This window comes from Shewanella sp. ENK2, from assembly GCF_043568515.1.
GTDB classification, from domain to species: domain Bacteria; phylum Pseudomonadota; class Gammaproteobacteria; order Enterobacterales; family Shewanellaceae; genus Shewanella; species Shewanella japonica.
Map to the genome: position 1 here is coordinate 2,247,253 of NZ_CP171406.1, position 18,988 is coordinate 2,266,240.

At 43.5% G+C, this 18,988-nt stretch carries 18 protein-coding genes and 1 pseudogene; all 19 read right to left on the bottom strand.

Features of this window, described 5'->3' with window-relative positions:
- Nucleotide 1 precedes the first annotated feature (1 nt).
- Nucleotides 2-1,294: an NAD(P)/FAD-dependent oxidoreductase gene (locus ACGEDC_RS10065; protein ID WP_394497990.1), complete on the bottom strand. Its 1,293-nt coding sequence runs from the start codon at nt 1,292-1,294 to the stop codon at nt 2-4.
- Nucleotides 1,284-3,755 (bottom strand): MMPL family transporter, encoded by a 2,472-nt coding sequence (locus tag ACGEDC_RS10070; protein WP_394497992.1) that lies wholly within the window; start codon nt 3,753-3,755, stop codon nt 1,284-1,286. The genes ACGEDC_RS10065 and ACGEDC_RS10070 overlap by 11 nt, the downstream gene beginning before the upstream one ends.
- Nucleotides 3,755-4,618 carry an outer membrane lipoprotein carrier protein LolA gene (locus tag ACGEDC_RS10075; protein ID WP_394497994.1) on the bottom strand — a complete coding sequence of 288 codons (864 nt, stop codon included), beginning with the start codon at nt 4,616-4,618 and terminating at the stop codon, nt 3,755-3,757. Before ACGEDC_RS10075 ends, ACGEDC_RS10070 begins: the two co-directional genes overlap by 1 nt.
- The gene (locus tag ACGEDC_RS10080) at nt 4,615-5,103 is read right to left on the bottom strand and encodes an acyl-CoA thioesterase (protein ID WP_394497996.1); all 489 of its coding nucleotides are present in this window, start codon (nt 5,101-5,103) and stop codon (nt 4,615-4,617) included. Before ACGEDC_RS10080 ends, ACGEDC_RS10075 begins: the two co-directional genes overlap by 4 nt.
- A gap of 2 nt (nt 5,104-5,105) precedes the next feature.
- The gene (locus ACGEDC_RS10085) at nt 5,106-6,668 is read right to left on the bottom strand and encodes an HAL/PAL/TAL family ammonia-lyase (protein WP_192021926.1); all 1,563 of its coding nucleotides are present in this window, start codon (nt 6,666-6,668) and stop codon (nt 5,106-5,108) included.
- 4 nt (nt 6,669-6,672) lie between these two features.
- Nucleotides 6,673-8,425 (bottom strand): annotated as a pseudogene (locus tag ACGEDC_RS10090) (glycosyltransferase family 2 protein).
- Entirely contained in the window at nt 8,422-8,805 is a 384-nt protein-coding gene (locus ACGEDC_RS10095; protein ID WP_394498306.1) for a thioester dehydrase, read from the bottom strand. Before ACGEDC_RS10095 ends, ACGEDC_RS10090 begins: the two are co-directional and overlap by 4 nt.
- Complete coding sequence (locus tag ACGEDC_RS10100; protein ID WP_394497998.1) at nt 8,798-10,165, bottom strand: AMP-binding protein; 1,368 nt, start codon at nt 10,163-10,165, stop codon at nt 8,798-8,800. The genes ACGEDC_RS10095 and ACGEDC_RS10100 overlap by 8 nt, the downstream gene beginning before the upstream one ends.
- The gene (locus ACGEDC_RS10105; RefSeq protein ID WP_394498000.1) at nt 10,158-10,709 is read right to left on the bottom strand and encodes a hypothetical protein; all 552 of its coding nucleotides are present in this window, start codon (nt 10,707-10,709) and stop codon (nt 10,158-10,160) included. The genes ACGEDC_RS10100 and ACGEDC_RS10105 overlap by 8 nt, the downstream gene beginning before the upstream one ends.
- Nucleotides 10,709-10,957 (bottom strand): acyl carrier protein, encoded by a 249-nt coding sequence (locus ACGEDC_RS10110; protein WP_394498002.1) that lies wholly within the window; start codon nt 10,955-10,957, stop codon nt 10,709-10,711. Before ACGEDC_RS10110 ends, ACGEDC_RS10105 begins: the two co-directional genes overlap by 1 nt.
- An 8-nt stretch (nt 10,958-10,965) precedes the next feature.
- Entirely contained in the window at nt 10,966-11,220 is a 255-nt protein-coding gene (locus tag ACGEDC_RS10115) for a phosphopantetheine-binding protein (RefSeq protein WP_055025258.1), read from the bottom strand.
- A gap of 28 nt (nt 11,221-11,248) precedes the next feature.
- Nucleotides 11,249-12,097 carry a lysophospholipid acyltransferase family protein gene (locus ACGEDC_RS10120; protein ID WP_055025257.1) on the bottom strand — a complete coding sequence of 283 codons (849 nt, stop codon included), beginning with the start codon at nt 12,095-12,097 and terminating at the stop codon, nt 11,249-11,251.
- Between the two features lie 36 nt (nt 12,098-12,133).
- The gene (locus ACGEDC_RS10125; protein ID WP_394498005.1) at nt 12,134-12,886 is read right to left on the bottom strand and encodes a beta-ketoacyl synthase chain length factor; all 753 of its coding nucleotides are present in this window, start codon (nt 12,884-12,886) and stop codon (nt 12,134-12,136) included.
- 265 nt (nt 12,887-13,151) lie between these two features.
- A complete protein-coding gene (locus ACGEDC_RS10130; RefSeq protein WP_394498007.1) occupies nt 13,152-14,024 on the bottom strand; it encodes a DUF3014 domain-containing protein in 873 nt (290 codons plus the stop codon).
- 132 nt (nt 14,025-14,156) lie between these two features.
- Entirely contained in the window at nt 14,157-16,232 is a 2,076-nt protein-coding gene (gene recG, locus ACGEDC_RS10135) for an ATP-dependent DNA helicase RecG (RefSeq protein WP_394498308.1), read from the bottom strand.
- A 207-nt stretch (nt 16,233-16,439) separates the two neighbouring features.
- On the bottom strand, nt 16,440-17,060 hold the full coding sequence (locus ACGEDC_RS10140; RefSeq protein ID WP_394498009.1) for a response regulator transcription factor: 621 nt from the start codon (nt 17,058-17,060) through the stop codon (nt 16,440-16,442).
- A gap of 3 nt (nt 17,061-17,063) precedes the next feature.
- On the bottom strand, nt 17,064-17,750 hold the full coding sequence (locus ACGEDC_RS10145) for a sensor histidine kinase (protein ID WP_394498011.1): 687 nt from the start codon (nt 17,748-17,750) through the stop codon (nt 17,064-17,066).
- Nucleotides 17,704-18,213, bottom strand: coding sequence for a hypothetical protein (locus ACGEDC_RS10150; RefSeq protein ID WP_394498013.1), 510 nt, complete (start codon nt 18,211-18,213; stop codon nt 17,704-17,706). Before ACGEDC_RS10150 ends, ACGEDC_RS10145 begins: the two co-directional genes overlap by 47 nt.
- Nucleotides 18,214-18,286: 73 nt before the next feature.
- On the bottom strand, nt 18,287-18,976 hold the full coding sequence (locus ACGEDC_RS10155; protein ID WP_394498015.1) for a hypothetical protein: 690 nt from the start codon (nt 18,974-18,976) through the stop codon (nt 18,287-18,289).
- Nucleotides 18,977-18,988 lie beyond the last annotated feature (12 nt).

The following is an 18,988-nucleotide window of genomic DNA, read 5'->3' on the forward strand; positions in this document are numbered from 1 at the left end:
ATTAACTCGCTATCGTTTGTTCACGGCACAAATCAACAATCATATTGAGTCGGCGCTCTGAATCTTTAACAAAAGGGTTGTTCGTATCCCAAGCGTAGCCTGCGAGGATGGAACAAATCATTTGTTTAATGGTTTGATTAGGATCGTCGTAAAAAATCACATCTTGGAAGCGTCCGTCATACCAAGCTTGAACATAAGTTCTAAAGGTATTTACGCCAAGCATTAAGGGCTTGGCATAATCTTGCTCCCAATCAACTTGTTCGCCATCGAGCTGTTTCACTAATGTCGTTGCAGCCATTTGTGCTGACTGCATGGCAATGGTGACACCGGATGAAAATACCGGATCTAAAAACTCACCAGCATTACCTAATAGTGCAAATTGAGGCGTGGCTAACGTTGACACATTGGCTGAATAACCTTTTAACGTCGCACATTCTTGCACGACCTTGGCTTGGTTTAATAACGCTTTTAAACCAGGCTCTTCGTTAATCAGTTGCCATAATTGCTGCTCTAAATCACCTTGGTGATGTTCAATTAAGTGAGGCTCTGCGACCACCCCAATTGAGCAGCGGCCATTACTGAACGGAATAAGCCAATACCAAATATCTTTTTGTGTTGGATGGACGCTGATGAGAATTTTTTCTCTGTCAAAATTTGCATCAGTAATATTATCGTCAATATGAGTGAATATTGCACTGCGTGAAGGCAGGCTAGATGCTTGCTCAAGATCTAATAACCTTGGAAGCACTCGACCAAAACCGCTGGCATCAAGTACATATTGTGCCGTAATTTGATAACTGTTTGCTTGCTCATCGGTCACCGTTAGCACTGGTGAGGCATGTTGGTTTTCGCCTAAGTCGATAGCATTAACACTATGGCCATAGCGAATCTCTACCCCTTGCGATACCGCTGTATCTGCCAATATCTTATCAAACTGGCCTCGTTGTACCTGAAAGGTGGTGCCAGGACCGGGAGTAAATTTTTCAGTAAAATTAAAAGTCGTGTACTGATTATTTCGGCGAAATGCTGCGCCATTTTTAAATTGAAATCCCGCCGCTTCAACCGCTGGCAACATGCCGGCTTGTTCAATAAATTGCATGCAGCAAGGTAATAAACTTTCTCCAATAGAGAATCGAGGGAAGTGCTGCTTTTCTACAACCAATACGCGTTTTCCTTGCTGGTGTAATAAGCTAGCCGCTACTGCGCCAGAAGGGCCTGCGCCTATAATCACTACATCGACGTGCAGATGTTGAGTGTTTTCATCCATGCTAGTGCCGAATGGGTTACTTTCCATATTGGGTAACTTCTCTTGTTATGAAACTGATAAGTGGTGCGAGTAAAAAGGTAAACCCGATCCCAAACAACAATGTTAAGCCAAAATAATGTATCGCATTGGTTTGACTTAGAGCTAACAATCCAAAAGCGAGCAATGTTGAGCAAGCCGACATAAAGACTGCCATCATCACTCCATTAGCCCCTGCCTTCTTATGCGGTTTTACCGAAGCAAAAAATAAACTGTAATCAATTCCAATACCGAGCACTAAAATTAATGCCAACGCGTGGAACAAACTTAATGGCGAACCGACAATTCCCAAACTGGCTAAGGTCAGTAGAATGGAACTGACTGGAACCAGCACAATCGCTGCCGCCAATTTAAGACCAAATCTTACACTAAAGATAACAATAGCGATGGCGCAAACCAGGGCCAGCAATTGCAATGTAATGAGCCGAAACTGGCTCATTAATTGAGAAATTTCACCGACTTTATCTACTACAGTAATAGATAATTGGCTGTCATTAACTCGTTGTGTTAACGCTGTTAAATCATTAATCCCGCCGAGTAAGATAATACTGCCATATTGCTGGCTTTGAGAGTGTTCTGATGGTGCTAACCATAATGCCGCTAAATCATCACCTGCAATGTTAAGCACTGCGTTTGGTTCGATGAATTGGCTGCTTGCTTGCTCAAGCTGCTTGAGCAGCGCTGGTTTAATGGATTCATCGATTCCAAGGCCTGCAGTAATGTCATCTAAGTGCTGCAGGTAGAGTGCCTGATATGCTTGATAGTTTTGCTGCTGTTGCAACTTGCTAGGTAAATAGGGACTTAGGCTAACAAAGCTTTGTATCTCGTTTGCCTCTAGTGCTTGGGATAATAGTGATTGAGTCTGTTCAAGCTGAGATAATAAACCTTGTTCGCTATCAGCGCTGGCGAGAATAAACTGATTGTCAGTGCCACCACTCAGTATTTGCCTCAGCTGGTTTTCGGCTTGGACAATGCGATCAGGGCTTTGCTGTAAGTTACGAATATCATCATCGCTACTGAGTTGGGTAAAACCTAAGCCGATAAATAGAGGCATGCCAACTATCATCACTATCGCTGTTTTGGATAGCTTGCGATCAGTGGGGCTGATGATGATTGTATTTAACCAATTTAGGTAACGACTTGCCCATGATAATGCCTTAGTTGCGTTAGGTAAGCGATGATTGGCTAATAAAGGATAGGCAAACACTAGGGTTAAATAAGCACCAAACAGACCTGCAGCGCAAAAGATTGCGACTTGCTGCATGCCGGGAAAAGGGGTTAAACCAATCGCGATAAATGCGATGCTGCTGGTCACTAATGCCAGTGTTAATGCTGGCAATATTCGTTGAATGACTTGAGTGGCCGATTGGTTTTTTAACGCCATTTTTTCACAGTAAAAATGGAAGCTATAGTCGATTGCCACACCAATTAAGCTAGTACCGAATACCAGCGTCAGTAAGTGCATTTCGCCAAATAGGGCGAGTGTGGCCACTGTGGCAAATAAAAAGCCGCTAGAAAGGGTCACAACGGCTAGTGATAGCGGCATAACACTTCTAAAAGCGAACCATACTAACAGCATCACGCCAATTAAGGAGATGCTGCCAATGGTCGAAATCTCAAATTTGGCGGTTTCAGTTGCTGCTTGGGCATGAAATAAGGTGCCAGCTTGGATCGTGTTTATCTGAGGATATTGACGGCTTATCTCCGCTAAGCTGTCGGTTAGCACTCGGCTTTGATCTGCTTGCCCTTGAGGACTAAAAGCGCTTTGTACTCCTTTGGCAATCACAATAGCAACGGGTTGAGATTGGCTAGAACCAAGCAGTATTCCTTGTTCAGTGGAAAGCGAGTTGATTGGCGCGAGTGCCAGTAAATTATCAGGAAAAAGCAGTAGTGGGTCTTGCGTTAACAATGCGCTACTGGCAAAACCAAAACCGCTATATAGCTGTTGCTGCGCGGCAGTGAGCAGTCCTTGCCATTGAGGAGGCAATGGCTTGGGTGTGCTCGACGTTAATAAGGGCGAGCCTTGTGCTGTGATGCCAACTGTCGATCGTTGTTTTTCTGTCAGTAACATAAACCGCTTTGAGAAGTAGTATTTGCTCAAGGCTTGCATGGTATGACTATCGCCACTACGAACATCAGTAAAGACGCTTGGCTCTTGTTTTAGCTGGTTAATCAGCAGGGTTGCCGCATTAACCGCTTCAGCTTTGTTATCGGCAATTAGGCCGATATAAACTTGATCGGCTAAGCGTTTTTCTACACGGTTTAATGCCGTTTGGGTCAGTGGCGCTTCTGATATTTTAGGCAGCATCGCCAAAATATTACTTTGAATCGTCGCACCGGCTTGCCATAAATTTATCCCATATCCACTGACGACTATGATGAGTAAACACCAAACGATAAAGCGTGATAATGCGTGTTGTGGTGAGTTAAACCAGCTGGAAAGGCGTGACATTATTGACCCTCTGCCACGGATGGAGTGGGTTTAAGGTCAAATTGTTGTAAATCCATTTTGCTAAGGGTTGGGCTGACATGCACAAACTCGATAACGGTTTTATCTCCGCTTAATTGGTCTTTTTCGGCGATGGTTGGCTTTTCAGATAGCATGATAAGACGATGTATTTGCTGCTGTCCTTCGAGCACCATAGCCCCGATGGCTTTAGCAATTAGCGGGTCTTTGGCCACTAACCCCAGCTGCCAATATGGGTTGTGTTGGTCAATATTGGGGGCCATGTATAGATGAAAATCTTTAGCTAACTCATCAACATCCCCTGTGAGAAGACCTTGCATTAATTGCGGTAGTTGCTCTGCCATGGCTGAACTGGTTTGGTTTGCTGTTGTTTGTTGAATATTGCCAAAGCTGTCTTGTTGAAACAGGGTATTTTGCTTCAATAACAAGGTGCTTTTAAAAGGGGTTTGCTGTTGCCATAGTAAGCCAATATCTTGGCTAAACATAAACTGACCAGCACTTTTTAGTGGACGTTTTAACACCGCTAAATGGCGAGTTTGTTGAAACTGCCCCTTGGCTTGCGTCCCGAGTTGTAGTTGGCTCGCAAGATGGGTTAACTGCTCGTTGGAGGCGGTCGTATTAAAGAGAGTGACAACTTGCGCTGCGCTGAGTGCTGTTGGCTGTATTTTTTTAGGTACTGTATTAGCGGGTAGGCTTGTCTGTGTGGTGTCGCCGTCACTTTGCTCACTTGTTTGAGCTTGCTTAAGCTCAAAGCCATTCGTCTTGTCTGCGCCATTGCCATATGCGTAAGTTTGACCTACTAGCAGGAAAAATACGAGTACACAGTAAAAACAGCCTAGGGACTTCATGACGCACTCACCTTCAGTGATGATAATCGCTCACGTTCTTGAATGAGCTCATCATTGAGGCTTGATTCGTCCAGTAATGGCAGGATTCTCGCGCGAAATATATCCGGAGTAACGAAGCACAACTCTTCAGTGTTAATCTCAACGGCAGCCTGAATGGTATAGCCTTTGGTGATGCGCTGCTGAGTGTCAGCATCTTTAATTTGATAATTAATCCGTAATCGATTTTCCCATTCAACAATTGCGGCATGGACAATGAGCTTTTGATCAAAGGTGCTACTTTTTACATATTTAAGCTGGGTATCAACAATCGGCCAAGCATAGCCTGAATTCATCATTTGACGATAGTTATAGCCAAGTTCGTCAAGTAACTTACAACGGGCAACCTCGAAATAGCGTAAGTAGTTACCATGCCAAGTGATGCCCATAGAGTCGACATCATGAAAAGGCACTATCATTTCTAATTCAGTGCTAAAAATGGCTTTCATTGTTAACAGACCTCCCACTCACCGAGCTGAATCTTGCTAACAGTTTGACGCAAAACGGCTTCAAGTGGGCGATCTTCGGTTAATAATTCAAAGTCTGCACTGACTTGCTGAACGGTTTTCGCCAAAGAAGGGGTTAATGATTCTTCTGCCAACTCTTGTTGAGCAATTCGCAGGTGAATACCTTGAGTCATTGCGAGCAGTGCAGCAGCTGCGACTTGTTCAGTCAACTGTAATACTCGCATACAGTCTCGAGCTGCAATGGTGCCCATACTGACTTTGTCTTGGTTGTGGCATTCAGTTGAGCGTGAAAAAACACTGGCTGGCATTGTATTTTTAAGTGCCTCAGCAGTCCAAGCGGATACGCCAATTTGTACCGCTTTAAAGCCATGGTTAATGGATTGTCGTGCGCCAGTTGCTGCAGATAAATTAGCAGGTAACCCATTGTTGAATTTAGGATCCATGACTAAGGCCATTTGACGGTCAATTAGATCAGCTAAGTTAGCCACAGTGTTTTTCATTGAATCCATGACAAAGGCGATGTGGCCACCATAGAAATGACCACCGTGAAGAATATGCTCACCTTCACCATCGACAATCGGGTTGTCATTAGCACTGTTTAATTCAGTTTCAATAAACTGACGCATAAAAGGTAATGCATCTTGCAGTACGCCAATAATATGTGGAGCACAGCGAATCGAGTAGCGATCTTGCAGTCTGTCAGAGTTTCTTGGATGGGTATGGTGATTTAAATCTTCACGAATCCAGGTGGCAATTTGGTTTTGGCCTGGGTGAGGCTTAGCATCAAATAAAATATCATCAAAGTGGTTCGAGTTTCCTTTGAGCGTTAATGATGCCATGGCAGTGATACGACTTGATAATCGTGCCAAGTACTGAGCTCGGTCATACGCTAAACAAGCTAAAGCCGTCATAACCGCAGTGCCATTCATTAAGGCTAAGCCTTCTTTTGGTCGGAGGGTTAATGGCACAATATTTAGCTCAGCGTATACGTCTTTTGTAGCGCGACGTTGACCTTGATATGTCACTTCTCGCTCACCGACTAAAACGGCTGCTAAATAAGATAATGGGGTTAAATCACCACTTGCGCCTACCGATCCTTCTTCTGGTATTACAGGGCAAATGTCTAAATTCAGTAGTAGCTCAATTCGCTGTAATAACTCGTAAGTGACACCTGATTTACCAACAGCCAAGGAATTGAGACGACAAGCCATAATGGCACGCGACTGCATTGGCGAGAATATATCCCCTAAACCACAGCCGTGAAAACGTGATAAATGCAGCGGTAGCTCGTGGACTAAATCTAATCCGACTGTCACGGTACATGAGTCGCCATAACCGGTTGTTACCCCGTAAACCACACCTTCTTCATGTAAGAGACTATCAATAAAGCGTGCGCCTTTTTGAATGTACTCTTGGTATTGCTGGCTATCATTTAGCTTTACTGGTGCGCCTTTTGCGACACTGACAACTTGCTCTAAGCTAATAGATTGCTGACCGAAAGTGACCGTTGCCAAAGTTGCAGCTGAAGAAGTGGTTGATTGGCTCATGGTATTACTGTTCCTGCTTGAAATTGGGATTGCTTGAATGTGAGGGCGACGACAGCTCAGTCGAAGGTGTCACTTCTGTGGGGCCAGAATCTCTTTGGGAGTCTTCATCTCGGCGCCAAAAATCGTAAAAATTAAACCATTGCAATGGTTGTTGTGTCGCAAAGTGCTCAAGTCGGCGGCTATATTTTGTCGCCGCGTCAGCTAATCGCTCTGTTCGTCCTTTACGAGGCCCTTTTAAACTGTCTGACAAGTGTTCGACATGGACACGATAATGACCATGCTCTTGTAAACAAAACATAGTGTAAACCGGACAATCAAGTAGCCCAGCTAGAATAAAGGGGCCTTGTGGGAATGCAGCTTGTTGATCAATAAAGTCGTTATAAAAAACGCGACCGGCAGTATCAGATGAGGTGCGGTCTGCTGCGATAACGACTAATTCTCCAGCGGCAATTTTGTCTTGTAATAGCATCGCCGTGCTTGGTCCCAATTCATTGACTTGAATCAGATTTAAACCACTATTTGGGTTTAATTGTTTTAGCACGTTATTAAAGTTTTCTGCATGACTGGTCAGCACCATCACATTGACTTTGACTTGTTGCTGGTGGATAGAGATCGCGCGGCAAAGTTCAAGGTTACCTAAGTGAGACACCAATAATACAGCACCTTGGCCAGATGCCACTTGGTCTGCTAAAACGTGTCTGTCAGGAAAGTCTACCTGTGCCAGTTTAATACGATCGCACCATGCATCGATTCTATCCAGTGCCGCATTTCCAAAAGCAAAAAAGTGCTTCAGGCTGTCTCGCCAAGTAACAGGATCAGATAATTGTTCATGCTGCGGATGTTTACGCTTAACTCGACGTAAAAAGTCCATGGAGGCGTTTCTTGCGGTTACGCCAGTAAGGAAGAAGTAGCAAATCACAGGGTACATGATTGCTCTACAAAGCCAATGACCGCCTAAACGATAGCTGTCAGCAATGAGCTTAATTCCCCAATAACTGCCACGCTCCCCCATAGCTGACCAGTGCTTATTAGCGTTTTTTTGACAGAATTTGCGGCAAACGTTTTAGCATCCCGAAAAATAAGCCGGTATGCATTGCTGAAATACGGACATTATCTTTAATACCTTGAAAGTGACTAATGCCATCTTCAGGGTAAATCACCTTGGTAGAAATATGCTTGATTGGTACACCTTGCCAGTGCAGCTTGACCATGATTTCAATATCAAAGTCCATGCGCTCGCCTAGCGCTTGCTGTTTAAATAGCTGCTCTGTAGCAGCAAGAGGGTAAACCCTAAAACCGCACATTGAGTCTTGAATATCAAAACTCAGGGTTTCAACCCACACCCAAAAATGGGTGATATAACGGCCATATAAACGTCCTTTAGGAACTGACTCATCGTATTCGGGTTTGCCTGAAATCAACGCAAGAGGCTGTTCTGATGCAGCTTCAATCATGGCTGGAATATCATCTAAACAGTGCTGACCGTCGGCATCAATTTGCAAAGCATGGCTATAGCCATCTGCATAAGCTGCCCGCAGACCGGTGGTGACTGCTGCGCCTTTACCTCGATTAAAGGGATGCGTTAGTAAGGTTACCCAATCATACTTATCTGCTAATGATTGTAATAAATAACGCGTTTCATCATTACTACCATCGTTAACTAAATAACAAGGCAAACCTAAAGGTGCTAAAGCGATTAATGTGTCAGCAATGGCTTGTTGATGATTATAATTGGGAATAATCAGAGCCAGTTTCATGATTGGCTATCCTTATTGCATGTTGCAGAGGCCAAAGCTAATGCGATGCGGCCTGAAGCAAACCGTTTGTCACCATCACGATAACTAAAGGTTAATTTTGACTTGGCGGCATTATGGCTAATGAATAGCTCAACTTCAGTATCAGGTAACATTAATTGTTGAAACTTAAGCACTTCTAGCGTGGCAATGGTAGGCTCGTAACCAAATGCTTGGCAGCCAAGCTGAATTGCCCAATCAAGTTGGGTGACGCCAGGTAATACGGCTTGTTCTTCAAAGTGGCCTTTAAAATAATCTAACTCGGCAGACACAAAGATCCGCCAACAAATCTCATCTTCATTGCTGTGTTGCGCTAATATTTGGGGTAACGCTGATTTAATCATCATTGAATACTGCTAATAGATCGGTTTGTACACGCTTACCCTGTGCGTTAAGCGGTAATGTATCAGGATAGCGCCAGCGGCGTGGTAACGTGACTCGTTCGAACTGACTTAATAGATGCTTTTTAAGGTGATTATTGACACTTAATTTACCGGCATCATCAAGCTGCTCTAATCCTTCTTCAGATAAGCAAATTGCCGCACCTAGCATGATTCTTGGCTCGGTTAGCTGAACCACAGCAGCTTCTTTCACAAACGGATGAGTGCAGAGTAAGCTTTCCATTTGCGCTAGAGATAAACGTTTTTCTTCCACCTTTACGATGCGGTCGAGTCGGTGTAACAAGGTAAAACGGCCATCTTCAGCTAATTCAATCTTGTCATCACACTTCATCCATCCATTACTGGCAGGTAAATAGGGTGACTTGAGCATCAATGCGCCATCTTCATCATTCTCACATATCTCAACGCAGCTGAAAGGAAGCCAAGTTCTGTTTGGCTCCATTTGACGTCGATAGGCAATACCGCCAGTTTCTGTGCTGCCAAAGACCTCTATAGGGAACTGACCATAGCAGGTATGAATGTGCTGAGAGGCATCGTATGACAAAGGGCCACCTGAACTGAAAATCAGACTTGGTGCTAACTGTTGTTGTTCAAACTCTAAAGCTTCTGGCAAGCGTGATAATTGGGCAGGACTACTTATCAAGCATAAGTTCGGCATTAAGGCGATGTAGTAACTTAAGGTTTCAGGGTATTCAACGAGATCACTTAAAAACGGACGACTTGCAGCTAAAGGCCACAATATTTTGAACAACAAACCATAAATATGTTGATGTGAAACGGTAGAAATAACGCTGCACTGTGGCAGTCGAGATGCAAAGGTTTGTTCTAAAATGCTGACTTCAGCATCCAGTTGTTCAATTGACTTTGCAATGGCTTTAGGTTCGCCACTACTCCCTGATGTGAATAAAACTAACTCGCCAATTTTGCAGGTTTCAGGCCAAGATTTATTGGCAAGGCCGAGTTCTTTTTTAAGCAAGATAAATTGCTTAACTTCACTAAGAGGCTGATCTGAAATTACCCCATCAAAGGCATGGTTTAGCTCAGTTAGCGTGCCACCTTGGATATTAGCGGGCAAAACCACTTGCTTACCTGCAAGCAAGGCTGCACACATGCCTGCAGCAAATAAATCACTGGTTTCAGCTGCGAGTAACCAACGTTTGATTGGGCTGGCATTAAGTTGTTCAAATAGATGGGCAACATGGGCTGTAAACAGTGAACCCGTCACAATGTCATGATGATTGAAACTAATTAATTGTTGCGTTTTAGGGCCATTATGTAGCCAGTTTATCAGCAAGTTATTCATGTTTTTTCAACCAAAATTTGCGATATAACCATTCTCCACCGAGTAATAAACCCATGAGGATATAGGCAATGAATCCATTATAAAGCGTCCACCATTCAAGCGAGGCAAACTGTGCAGTGTAGAGCGCGAAACTGCCATTGATGATAAATAATCCACACCATAGACGGGTGACATTATTTAAATAACCAATGGCCGAATCAGGTAAATCTGGTTCTTTTAATCTGGCCAAACGTTCAATCATACTTGGGCCTTGTTTTAGTGAGTAACTAAATAGCCCTAGCATGGTGAGGTTTATCACCACTGGGTAGAACAGTAACCAATCATTGCGTTTAGCAATAAAGCTCGCAGCTGTGAGTCCAATGCCCACCAGTAGCGGCAGCGCCATAGACTTAAGTTGTTGCTTACTCAGCGCAAGTCGCGCAATTAATACAGCACAAAGCATTAATGCTATTGTGCCTGGTGGTAAGAACTGCAAACCTAAATACACCGCTATCGGGTAGCAAATAAGTGCGATGGCGGTGATAATTTGCAGTACTAGCACCATTAATCTTTCATTAAACCTTCAATCGCATTAACGACATCTTCAACTGTACGCACTGTTTTAAATTGTTCTGGTTGAATCTTTTTTCCGGTCATTTGTTGAAGCTTTATCACTAAATCCACAGCATCAATACTGTCTAAATCAAGTGTTTCATAAAGTGAAGCATCTAAGGTGATATCTTCTGCTTCAATTTCAAAATCATCGACTAAAATTTGCGTCAACATGTCTAGGATTTGATCACGATTTTCCATGATGACTCCTAAGAACGCTGTGATTCAATAAAGCTAGCTAAGCTTGCTACGCTGTAAAAGTGTGCTTTAGTTGCTTCTGAATTAGCTTCTATTTTGATATCGAATTGCTTTTTAATTGCTAAACCTAGCTCAAGCGCATCGATTGAGTCTAATCCTAAGCCTTCACCAAATAGTGGTGCGTCAGTTTCAATATCGTCGATACTGACATCTTCTAAGTCGAGGCAGTCAATAATGAGCTGCTTAATTTCGTTGTGTAAATTCATATTAATATTCTAATTGTGATTGGTGTAATTAATGTTTGCTCATGTTGCGTAATGGCGGTAATGCTGTGAGTTGCTCAGCGTAATACTGCTGCAACTCTCTTGTCAGAACTCTGGCCATTTTAGCTTCATTGTTTTGACTAGCATCATACCTTAGGTACTCAAAAGGTGCGCCCATTTCTACAGACATATTGATTGTTTGCCTTGGTAGTTCGTACCAAGGTTGCTGCTTTGTCAGTCCGGCCACATCAATACGAAGTATGACAGGCATGATATCAGTTTGTGTACGTAATGCGATATTTGCAGCGCCACGTGCAAATGGATTTGTTTTAGCCCCCACAAGGGTACGAGTGCCTTCTGGGAAAATAATTAAGTTTGTATCTGTTGCTAACACTTGCTGACAGTCTTTTAGTAACAAGTCTGCACCACGATTAGGAATATACCCTGCTGATGCTAATACACCGCGTATAAAGGGGTTGCGCCATAATCCTTGTTTAACAATACAACCGGCATTGGGCATTAAACTGATTAACACCACCACATCAACCAAGGTTGGGTGATTAGCCACCACTATCACTCCTTTTGCCTCGCTTAAGCTAGGGAGCGTTTTGGTACTGACTTTAATGACTCCGGTTGCACTGAGCATCCACACAAAACCTTTAAACATAATGTGGACCGCTTTTTGTACTCTGGCAATTCGTTGCTGTTTTGTACCCGGCCACAAACGTAATACAGGTAAAACAGTGAGCGAGCTTAATAGTCCACCTAAACCAAAAACAACATAACATAAGGTGCCACCTATCCAACGAGGTACATATGCTAGCCCCGTTAAGTAAGGGGCGGGTTCAGGGAACTCTACTGCGCTGTTTTTATTCGTCATACTCTGCAACTTATAATATCAACGACTTTCATGTCGCTAGGTCGTGTGATCATGATCTAATTGTGGCGTCAATTGCCACTGCCAATGAGCCAATTGACCTGTTAGCGAAGTTTGCGAAGCAATAGCATGAATAAATTGCGCATAACTGATTGGCTGGGACTCGTTTGTATTGCCGTTTGATAGCGTCAATTGACCAAGAACAGTGTGCTGATGCTCAGTGCTGTTGGCTGGGGCAAGATATAAGCCCATTGCCAAAGGTAATTCATATTCTTGGGTGTATTGATTGTAAATAGGCGGGACAGGATCGTCACCAAAGACAAGCAGAACCGGTTCAGGGTTTTCAGCTAGCTGCGCAAATGCTTCAATCATGGCTTGGGATAGGCTTTCTTCACCTGCTGCAACAGAAGTTGAAGCTGCGGTATTGCCACTCACTATACCGTAAATGCCACTGGCTGTGTTGTGTACTGATTGGCTGAAAGCTAATGGAGAAAGCGCTTCTTTATCAACAATATCTTGTAATAAACCCAGTGTGCGAGTGAGTTCGCCATGACGAGAAGCAAACACGCTGCGGCAATGTTTTGCGGGTTGGCAGTCATGGGCTGCAGTCAGCATCATTTTAGTTAAGCGGCTAAAACGGCGACGTTGCATGGCTGGCACGTGAGCTAAAGTGGGAGAGATTTTATTTTCTGTAGTCGGGGTGACAGCATTATCCCATTGGCGCCAGCTTTCTTTATCTTGAAAGTCTAGAGACCATGCGCCCCATGAAAGAATATCAAATACTAATTGCACTACATTGCCTCTGGTACGACTCAGGTATCCCTTGCTGAGATGGCCACATCGATAGGGTTTGGACGCTATGAATGTGGCAGCTTGTTGTTAATTTAATAACGTCAGCAATTGTACCGTAATATTTAGCATCACAAAAACAAAAAATAGCGACATAAGGTCGCTATTTTGTGGGTGCTTGAACTGTAAACCTAATCGAGTAACTTGCTCTTATTCGATTAGGGTTTGGCAGCGATAGGTTGGCTAGTACTAAAAATACCTACAAAAGCTAGTTGTTTAGCTGTTGTTTAAGCTTTCTTACAGCACCTTTGATTTTCTTGGTATTTTCAGGCCCCATGCGCACCATTAATTTTTGAATGTTAGGTAGCGACTCAAGTGTAGGGTCAACAAATAAATAGTTAACACTGATTGATGACAGCTCAATTGGATCTTCGATAATGGGGGCTGCCAAAATCACATCAAATGCTTCTACCATGCGTTCATTGAAGCTCATGTCACTATAACCAAGTTCTTCAAATGCTTCGTCAAATAAAGGCGATAATTCTTCAAAAGTACTGACTAGCTGTTCATCATTCATGCCCGCTATCATGTCTGCATAGAGATCATAACGGTGGTAGCTGTCTGGGTTTAAGTAGATTTTGTCGGTAATTTCACTGACGCTAAAGCTGTCTTTAGGACCTTTTAAAGGGCTGGCTTTGTGAATGACTTCACCTTGTGCCATGTTGTCGACAAATACCACAAACTGGCGAGCAATGTCTTTTTTAAGGATGATGGATTCGATTTTCATTCCATCAGCCATTTCAATGGTTTTTTGCTCTACAAAATCATCACTTTCGGTCAGTGCTGGTAACGGTTCAACGACCACTTCAGGTTCTGTTGGAATGATTTCGGTCGGCTCAACCACTTCTGGTTCAACAATCACTTCTTCAATTGGCTCTTGCTCGATGGGCTGTTCAGGCACCGGCTCTGGCAATTGTACTGGTGTTGGGGCTATCACCTCAGGTTCAGACGGCTCTGACGTGAAATAGAAATAACCTGCACCAGCCAAAATAACGGCAATGGTTACGCCGATAACGCCTGCATTGCTGCCACCTGCGCGGCTCGATTGTGGTGTTGCTCTGTCTTCTTGATTGACTTGCATTTCTATTCCTTAGCTTTAAACATCAAAAGTGGAACTGAACACGAGATAAATAATGTTTAGCCTCAAGCTCATCACTCATTCTGCAATATTATTAACGCTTGTCTAGTGATAATAGACTAAGTTAACAATAATTTATGCTTGTACGTATTGCTGGCGATCACCTAACCAACGGTGAATGATGCCATCAACATTTTCAGGTACTTGTCGCATGACATGTGCGGCAAGTTTTTGGGTGTTTTCAATTAAATACTGGTCTCTGACCAAATCTGCTATTTTCATTTCTGCCAGCCCAGTTTGACGAGTGCCGAGCACTTCACCTGGGCCGCGGATCTCTAAATCTTTTTGGGCAATAACAAAACCGTCATTACTCGACCTTAATACACCAAGCCGTTTTGTTGCTGTTTGCGACAATGGCGCTTTGTAAAGCAGTAGGCAATGACTCACGACTGAGCCTCGACCGACACGACCACGTAATTGGTGTAATTGCGCTAAGCCCAGCCTTTCAGGGTTTTCAATAATCATCAAACTGGCATTTGGTACATCAACACCAACTTCAATCACAGTGGTTGCCACTAGTAAATGTAGCTCACCCGCTTTAAATTGAGCCATTATTTGCTGCTTTTCTGCGCTTTTCATTCGTCCATGCACCAGACCAATGTTGAGCTCTGGTAATAAACGACTGAGTTCTTCTGCTGTATCTTCAGCAGCTTGGCATTCCAGCACTTCAGATTCTTCAATTAAGGTACAGACCCAATAAATTTGTCGATTGTCGTTTAAGGCTGCTTGCTTGACCCGCTCAATGACTTCATCACGGCGATTATCACTCACAGCAACTGTACTGACAGGCGTTCTGCCAGGTGGTAGCTCATTAATGATAGAGGTTTCTAAGTCGGCATAAGCTGTCATTGCTAACGTGCGAGGTATCGGAGTGGCTGTCATGATCAATTGATGAGGATGAAAACCTTGGCTAATGCCTTTTTCACGTAGGCCCAACCGTTGATGCACTCCAAAGCGATGCTGCTCATCGATAATTATCAGTGCTAATTTGTCAAAATTGACTTGCTCTTGGAAGATGGCGTGGGTGCCAATGACCATATTAGCGCTACCATCAGCGATATCCGCGAGTGATTGAGCCCTTGCCTTGCCTTTTAGTTTACCTGCAAGCCAGCCGACTTTTAGTCCGAGCGGCTCAAACCACGCTGCAAAATTAATAGCATGTTGTTCAGCCAACAATTCGGTGGGTGCCATCATCGCCACTTGGTAGCCATTTTCAATGGCTTGTAGCGCTGCCAGTGCAGCAACTAAGGTTTTTCCTGAACCGACATCACCTTGCACTAAACGCATCATTGGTGTTGGTTTCTCAATATCTTGGCTTATGTCTGCGACCACTCGCTGTTGAGCCCCTGTGGGTTTGAAGGGCAGGGATTTTAAAAACGGGTTTAGTAGTTGGCCTGTTGCCGAAAGCGTGACAGCTTTATCAAGGTTGTTACGTTGACGCAGTTTTAACATACTTAAATTGTGTGCCAATAACTCTTCTTGTACTAACCGCTGCTGAGCAGGATGCATCCCCATCTCCAAGTCAGCTTGTTCGATGTCATTGGGAGGCCTATGTATTAACTGTAAAGCATGGCTAATACTCATATTATTTGGTTGCAACTCGGCGGGTAGTAACTCGGTTAGCCCGCCGTGAGTTAGGTGAGTCAGTGCTTGTTCGGTTAGTTTAATCCAACTGGCTTGTTTAAGACCTTCTGTTGAAGGGTAAATGGGGGTCAGTGAATCACTTAATGCTGGATTCTCGCCTTCTTTGATTATCTTGTATTCGGGGTGAATAATCTCAAAGTGTCTTTTACCGCGCTTAATTTCACCATAAGCGCGAATAATCGCGCCGTTTTGCATGCCATTACGTTGGGCAACTGAAAAGTTAAAGAAACGTAGGGTTAGCATTCCTGTGTCGTCTGCAATAGTGCAGGTCAGCATGCGTTTGCGGCCAGGGACAATTTGGGTAGAAATGATTTCTGCTTCGACAGTGCCATACATGGCAGGATATAAACTCGCAATGGGATAGATTTGGGTGCGATCTTCGTAGCGCATAGGCAGATGAAACAGCACATCTTGTACTGTTTTAATACCCAGCTTATCGAGTTTTTCAGCGACTTTTTTGGCTACGCCTTTTAAGTCGGTAATAGGAACCTGATCCAATGGTTGCAAATCCACAATGCCTTCATATTGTCGAGTGTTGGCGCTATCATGCTAGCAAGGGTTAACAGAGTTATCCAATAAGTTATACAGTTCACTATCGAGTGAGAATGCTTGCTAGAGACAATAGTACTGTAAATATATACAGATATTTATGCCTATCTTAGCAGAGTTTGAATACAAGGCAATAATATTCCCCTTTTTGGCAGCTAAGTAACGCTATAACCAGCCTTTTTGTTTAGCGATACGGGCAGCATCAATACGATTACTGGCATTAAGCTTACTGATCGCTTCAGACAAGTAATTCCTGACTGTCCCTTCGGCAATGAACAGCTTCGCGGCAATATCACTGGTAGATAATCCTTCGCTGGCAAATCGTAACGCTTTTCGTTCCTTATCATTTAGCGGATCAATATCCCCGATGGCACTGATTGCAAGCTCAGGATCGATCACCTTTTTGCCAGCCATGACCTGCTTGATTGCCGATAATAAACTTTCTGTGGGGGCATCTTTTAATAAAAAGCCATCGACGCCACAGGCAAGCGCTCGCTTGATATAACCGGCTCGACCAAAGGTGGTTAAGATAATGACTTTGGTTTGCAGTGCTGCACCTTGCTGTTCTTTAAGCCATTGTGCTAATTCAAGGCCTGTATGCCCTGGCATTTCGATGTCACTGAGCAGTAAATCAAACGAGTGTTGTTTGAGTAACGCAATAGCCTGAGTGCCGTCTTCGGCTTCTGTGACTTCAACTGGGCCAATGGTTTCATCATTGCTAAGAGTGAGCAGTGCTGAAAGCGCTCCTCTCACCATAGCTTGATCCTCTGCCAGTAAAATTTTCATGAATCAGCTGTCCTTATCGGTAGAAAGAGGCAATGAAATCGTGAACTGATAACCATCGGTAATTTGATAGTTAAATGCGCCTTTGAGCAATTGAGCCCGTTCTGCGATGCCTTTTAGTCCGTTTCCTTCCACTATCGCTTGTGTTGATGAATTATCAGATAAACGTACGTTTAGGGTGTTGTTTTGATGGCTAAACTGCCACCAACATTCAGTTGCGGTACCGTGCTTGAGCATGTTATTGACTAGTTCAGTAAACATTAACCCTAGTTGTGATTCATATAATTCGGGCATCTCGGGCAGTTGGCCGTTGACGTTCACTTCTATGCTTTGTTCTCGAAGGGATGCGGTTAATTGCTGTAAGGTGTCAGCCAAGCCTTTATGTTTATAATCCGATACTGTTTGTCTGATTTGACTAAGGCTGTCTCTGGCTATTTCTGCTAATTGACTCAAATGTTCTTTTGCTAAAGGCAGGTTTCCTGCTTCAACGAGCTTTTCCGCTAACTGCGCTTTAAGGGCGATAGACGATAAGTTGTGACCCATAATATCGTGAAGATCTCGAGCAATTCTTTCTCGTTCAAGGGCTGTCGCTAAACTGGCAATTTCATCATTTGATTGACGTTGCTGACGTCTAATTCGCTCATTGTTATGTTCTACTACACCAAATAATCCCACCACAAACACGATTAACATGCCGTATAGCGGGAAATAAAATGCGGGATACCCTACAAGGTAGTTTAGTGTCCATAACCCAATACTGATGGCGATAAAACTGATAATGCTGGTGCGTAATGAGTAAAAAAACCAATAAAAAAGCCCGCAAAACTAAAAATGAAATTCCGCCGCTAGTAAATAAACTGGCGATAACCGCAGTCGAAATCATTAAGGATATAGGGTATATGGCTTTTGCTTGGCTACTTTTATAAGCCCAAAAATAACCGTATAAGAATGGAATTAATAGCAATAGACTAATGCTTACACGCATAACATCATCACGCATAAACCAAATAGGTATGAAATAAAAAATGAGGTTTAACAAATAGACCCAAGCCGTTTTTTGCTTGTAGGCTTTTTCTGGGTGGTTGTTTTCGTTAGTGGTCATATCCGTGTGAACCATTCCTTGAGCAGACTGATTGGCAGTATCTTGAGTATTCATAACCTTTCCTTAGCAAGTTAGCATACTGCAACCCATCGGCAATGGGTAGCAGTAGCTAACAGGTCCCGTGGCATTATTGACTAGCATTCACTGTAGAGGTTGGGTTTAGCAGGAAGTTAGCCCAACCATAGTCTGGATTAATAGTTAACGCTTGTTGCCAGTCCTGCTTTGCGGCATCTTGTTGACCGAGCTCTTGTTTGGCAAGACCTCGCCAAGTGTAAGCTTCAGCATGTCCCCAACAGATCTCATCACAAGGGTTTTGATAGCGTGCAATGGCTAATGAGGCCAACTCACTGGCTTTGTCGTAACCTCCACCATATTGCGCAGGCGTGTAAAATGCACTCATAGCTTTAACTAATGCAATTCTAGGGTTGTCGGGACTTAATTGCTCAGCCTGCTGTAATAAAGCGCCTGCTTTAGATGATAATTGTTGGGCTTTAGCGCCGTCATAAGCGATTTGCATGCCATAGATTTGCGCTAATAATGTCATCGATTCAGCATGTTCTTCACGACTGATAACTGCTTCAAGTGTGGCTTGTGCATCAGTAAGCGCACGTTTTGCGACACCACGTTGTCCTAAAATATTGGCAGTAATTGCAATACGGTATTGGGCATAGGCATGTTCATAATCAACACTTTGCTGGCTGATTTGATTGAGCGCTTCAAGGTTCATGGTATTGGCTGCAGCATCAATACTACTGATATCTGCGACACTGGTTTGACTGACTAAAGATAAGGTAGCGGCAATAAATAATGTTTTCATGATTAACTCCGT

Bases quoted from the DNA above. Each gene is read 5' to 3' on its own strand.
- ACGEDC_RS10115 (WP_055025258.1), bottom strand. From the start codon at position 11,220: ATGAATTTACACAACGAAATTAAGCAGCTCATTATTGACTGCCTCGAC.
- ACGEDC_RS10080 (WP_394497996.1), bottom strand. From the start codon at position 5,103: ATGAAAGCCATTTTTAGCACTGAATTAGAAATGATAGTGCCTTTTCAT.
- ACGEDC_RS10065 (WP_394497990.1), bottom strand. From the start codon at position 1,294: ATGGAAAGTAACCCATTCGGCACTAGCATGGATGAAAACACTCAACAT.
- ACGEDC_RS10120 (WP_055025257.1), bottom strand. From the start codon at position 12,097: ATGACGAATAAAAACAGCGCAGTAGAGTTCCCTGAACCCGCCCCTTAC.
- ACGEDC_RS10085 (WP_192021926.1), bottom strand. From the start codon at position 6,668: ATGAGCCAATCAACCACTTCTTCAGCTGCAACTTTGGCAACGGTCACT.
- ACGEDC_RS10095 (WP_394498306.1), bottom strand. From the start codon at position 8,805: ATGATTAAATCAGCGTTACCCCAAATATTAGCGCAACACAGCAATGAA.
- ACGEDC_RS10070 (WP_394497992.1), bottom strand. From the start codon at position 3,755: ATGTCACGCCTTTCCAGCTGGTTTAACTCACCACAACACGCATTATCA.
- ACGEDC_RS10155 (WP_394498015.1), bottom strand. From the start codon at position 18,976: ATGAAAACATTATTTATTGCCGCTACCTTATCTTTAGTCAGTCAAACC.
- ACGEDC_RS10130 (WP_394498007.1), bottom strand. From the start codon at position 14,024: ATGCAAGTCAATCAAGAAGACAGAGCAACACCACAATCGAGCCGCGCA.
- ACGEDC_RS10140 (WP_394498009.1), bottom strand. From the start codon at position 17,060: ATGAAAATTTTACTGGCAGAGGATCAAGCTATGGTGAGAGGAGCGCTT.
- ACGEDC_RS10145 (WP_394498011.1), bottom strand. From the start codon at position 17,750: ATGTTAATCGTGTTTGTGGTGGGATTATTTGGTGTAGTAGAACATAAC.
- ACGEDC_RS10150 (WP_394498013.1), bottom strand. From the start codon at position 18,213: ATGAATACTCAAGATACTGCCAATCAGTCTGCTCAAGGAATGGTTCAC.
- ACGEDC_RS10105 (WP_394498000.1), bottom strand. From the start codon at position 10,709: ATGGTGCTAGTACTGCAAATTATCACCGCCATCGCACTTATTTGCTAC.
- ACGEDC_RS10110 (WP_394498002.1), bottom strand. From the start codon at position 10,957: ATGGAAAATCGTGATCAAATCCTAGACATGTTGACGCAAATTTTAGTC.
- ACGEDC_RS10075 (WP_394497994.1), bottom strand. From the start codon at position 4,618: ATGAAGTCCCTAGGCTGTTTTTACTGTGTACTCGTATTTTTCCTGCTA.
- ACGEDC_RS10100 (WP_394497998.1), bottom strand. From the start codon at position 10,165: ATGAATAACTTGCTGATAAACTGGCTACATAATGGCCCTAAAACGCAA.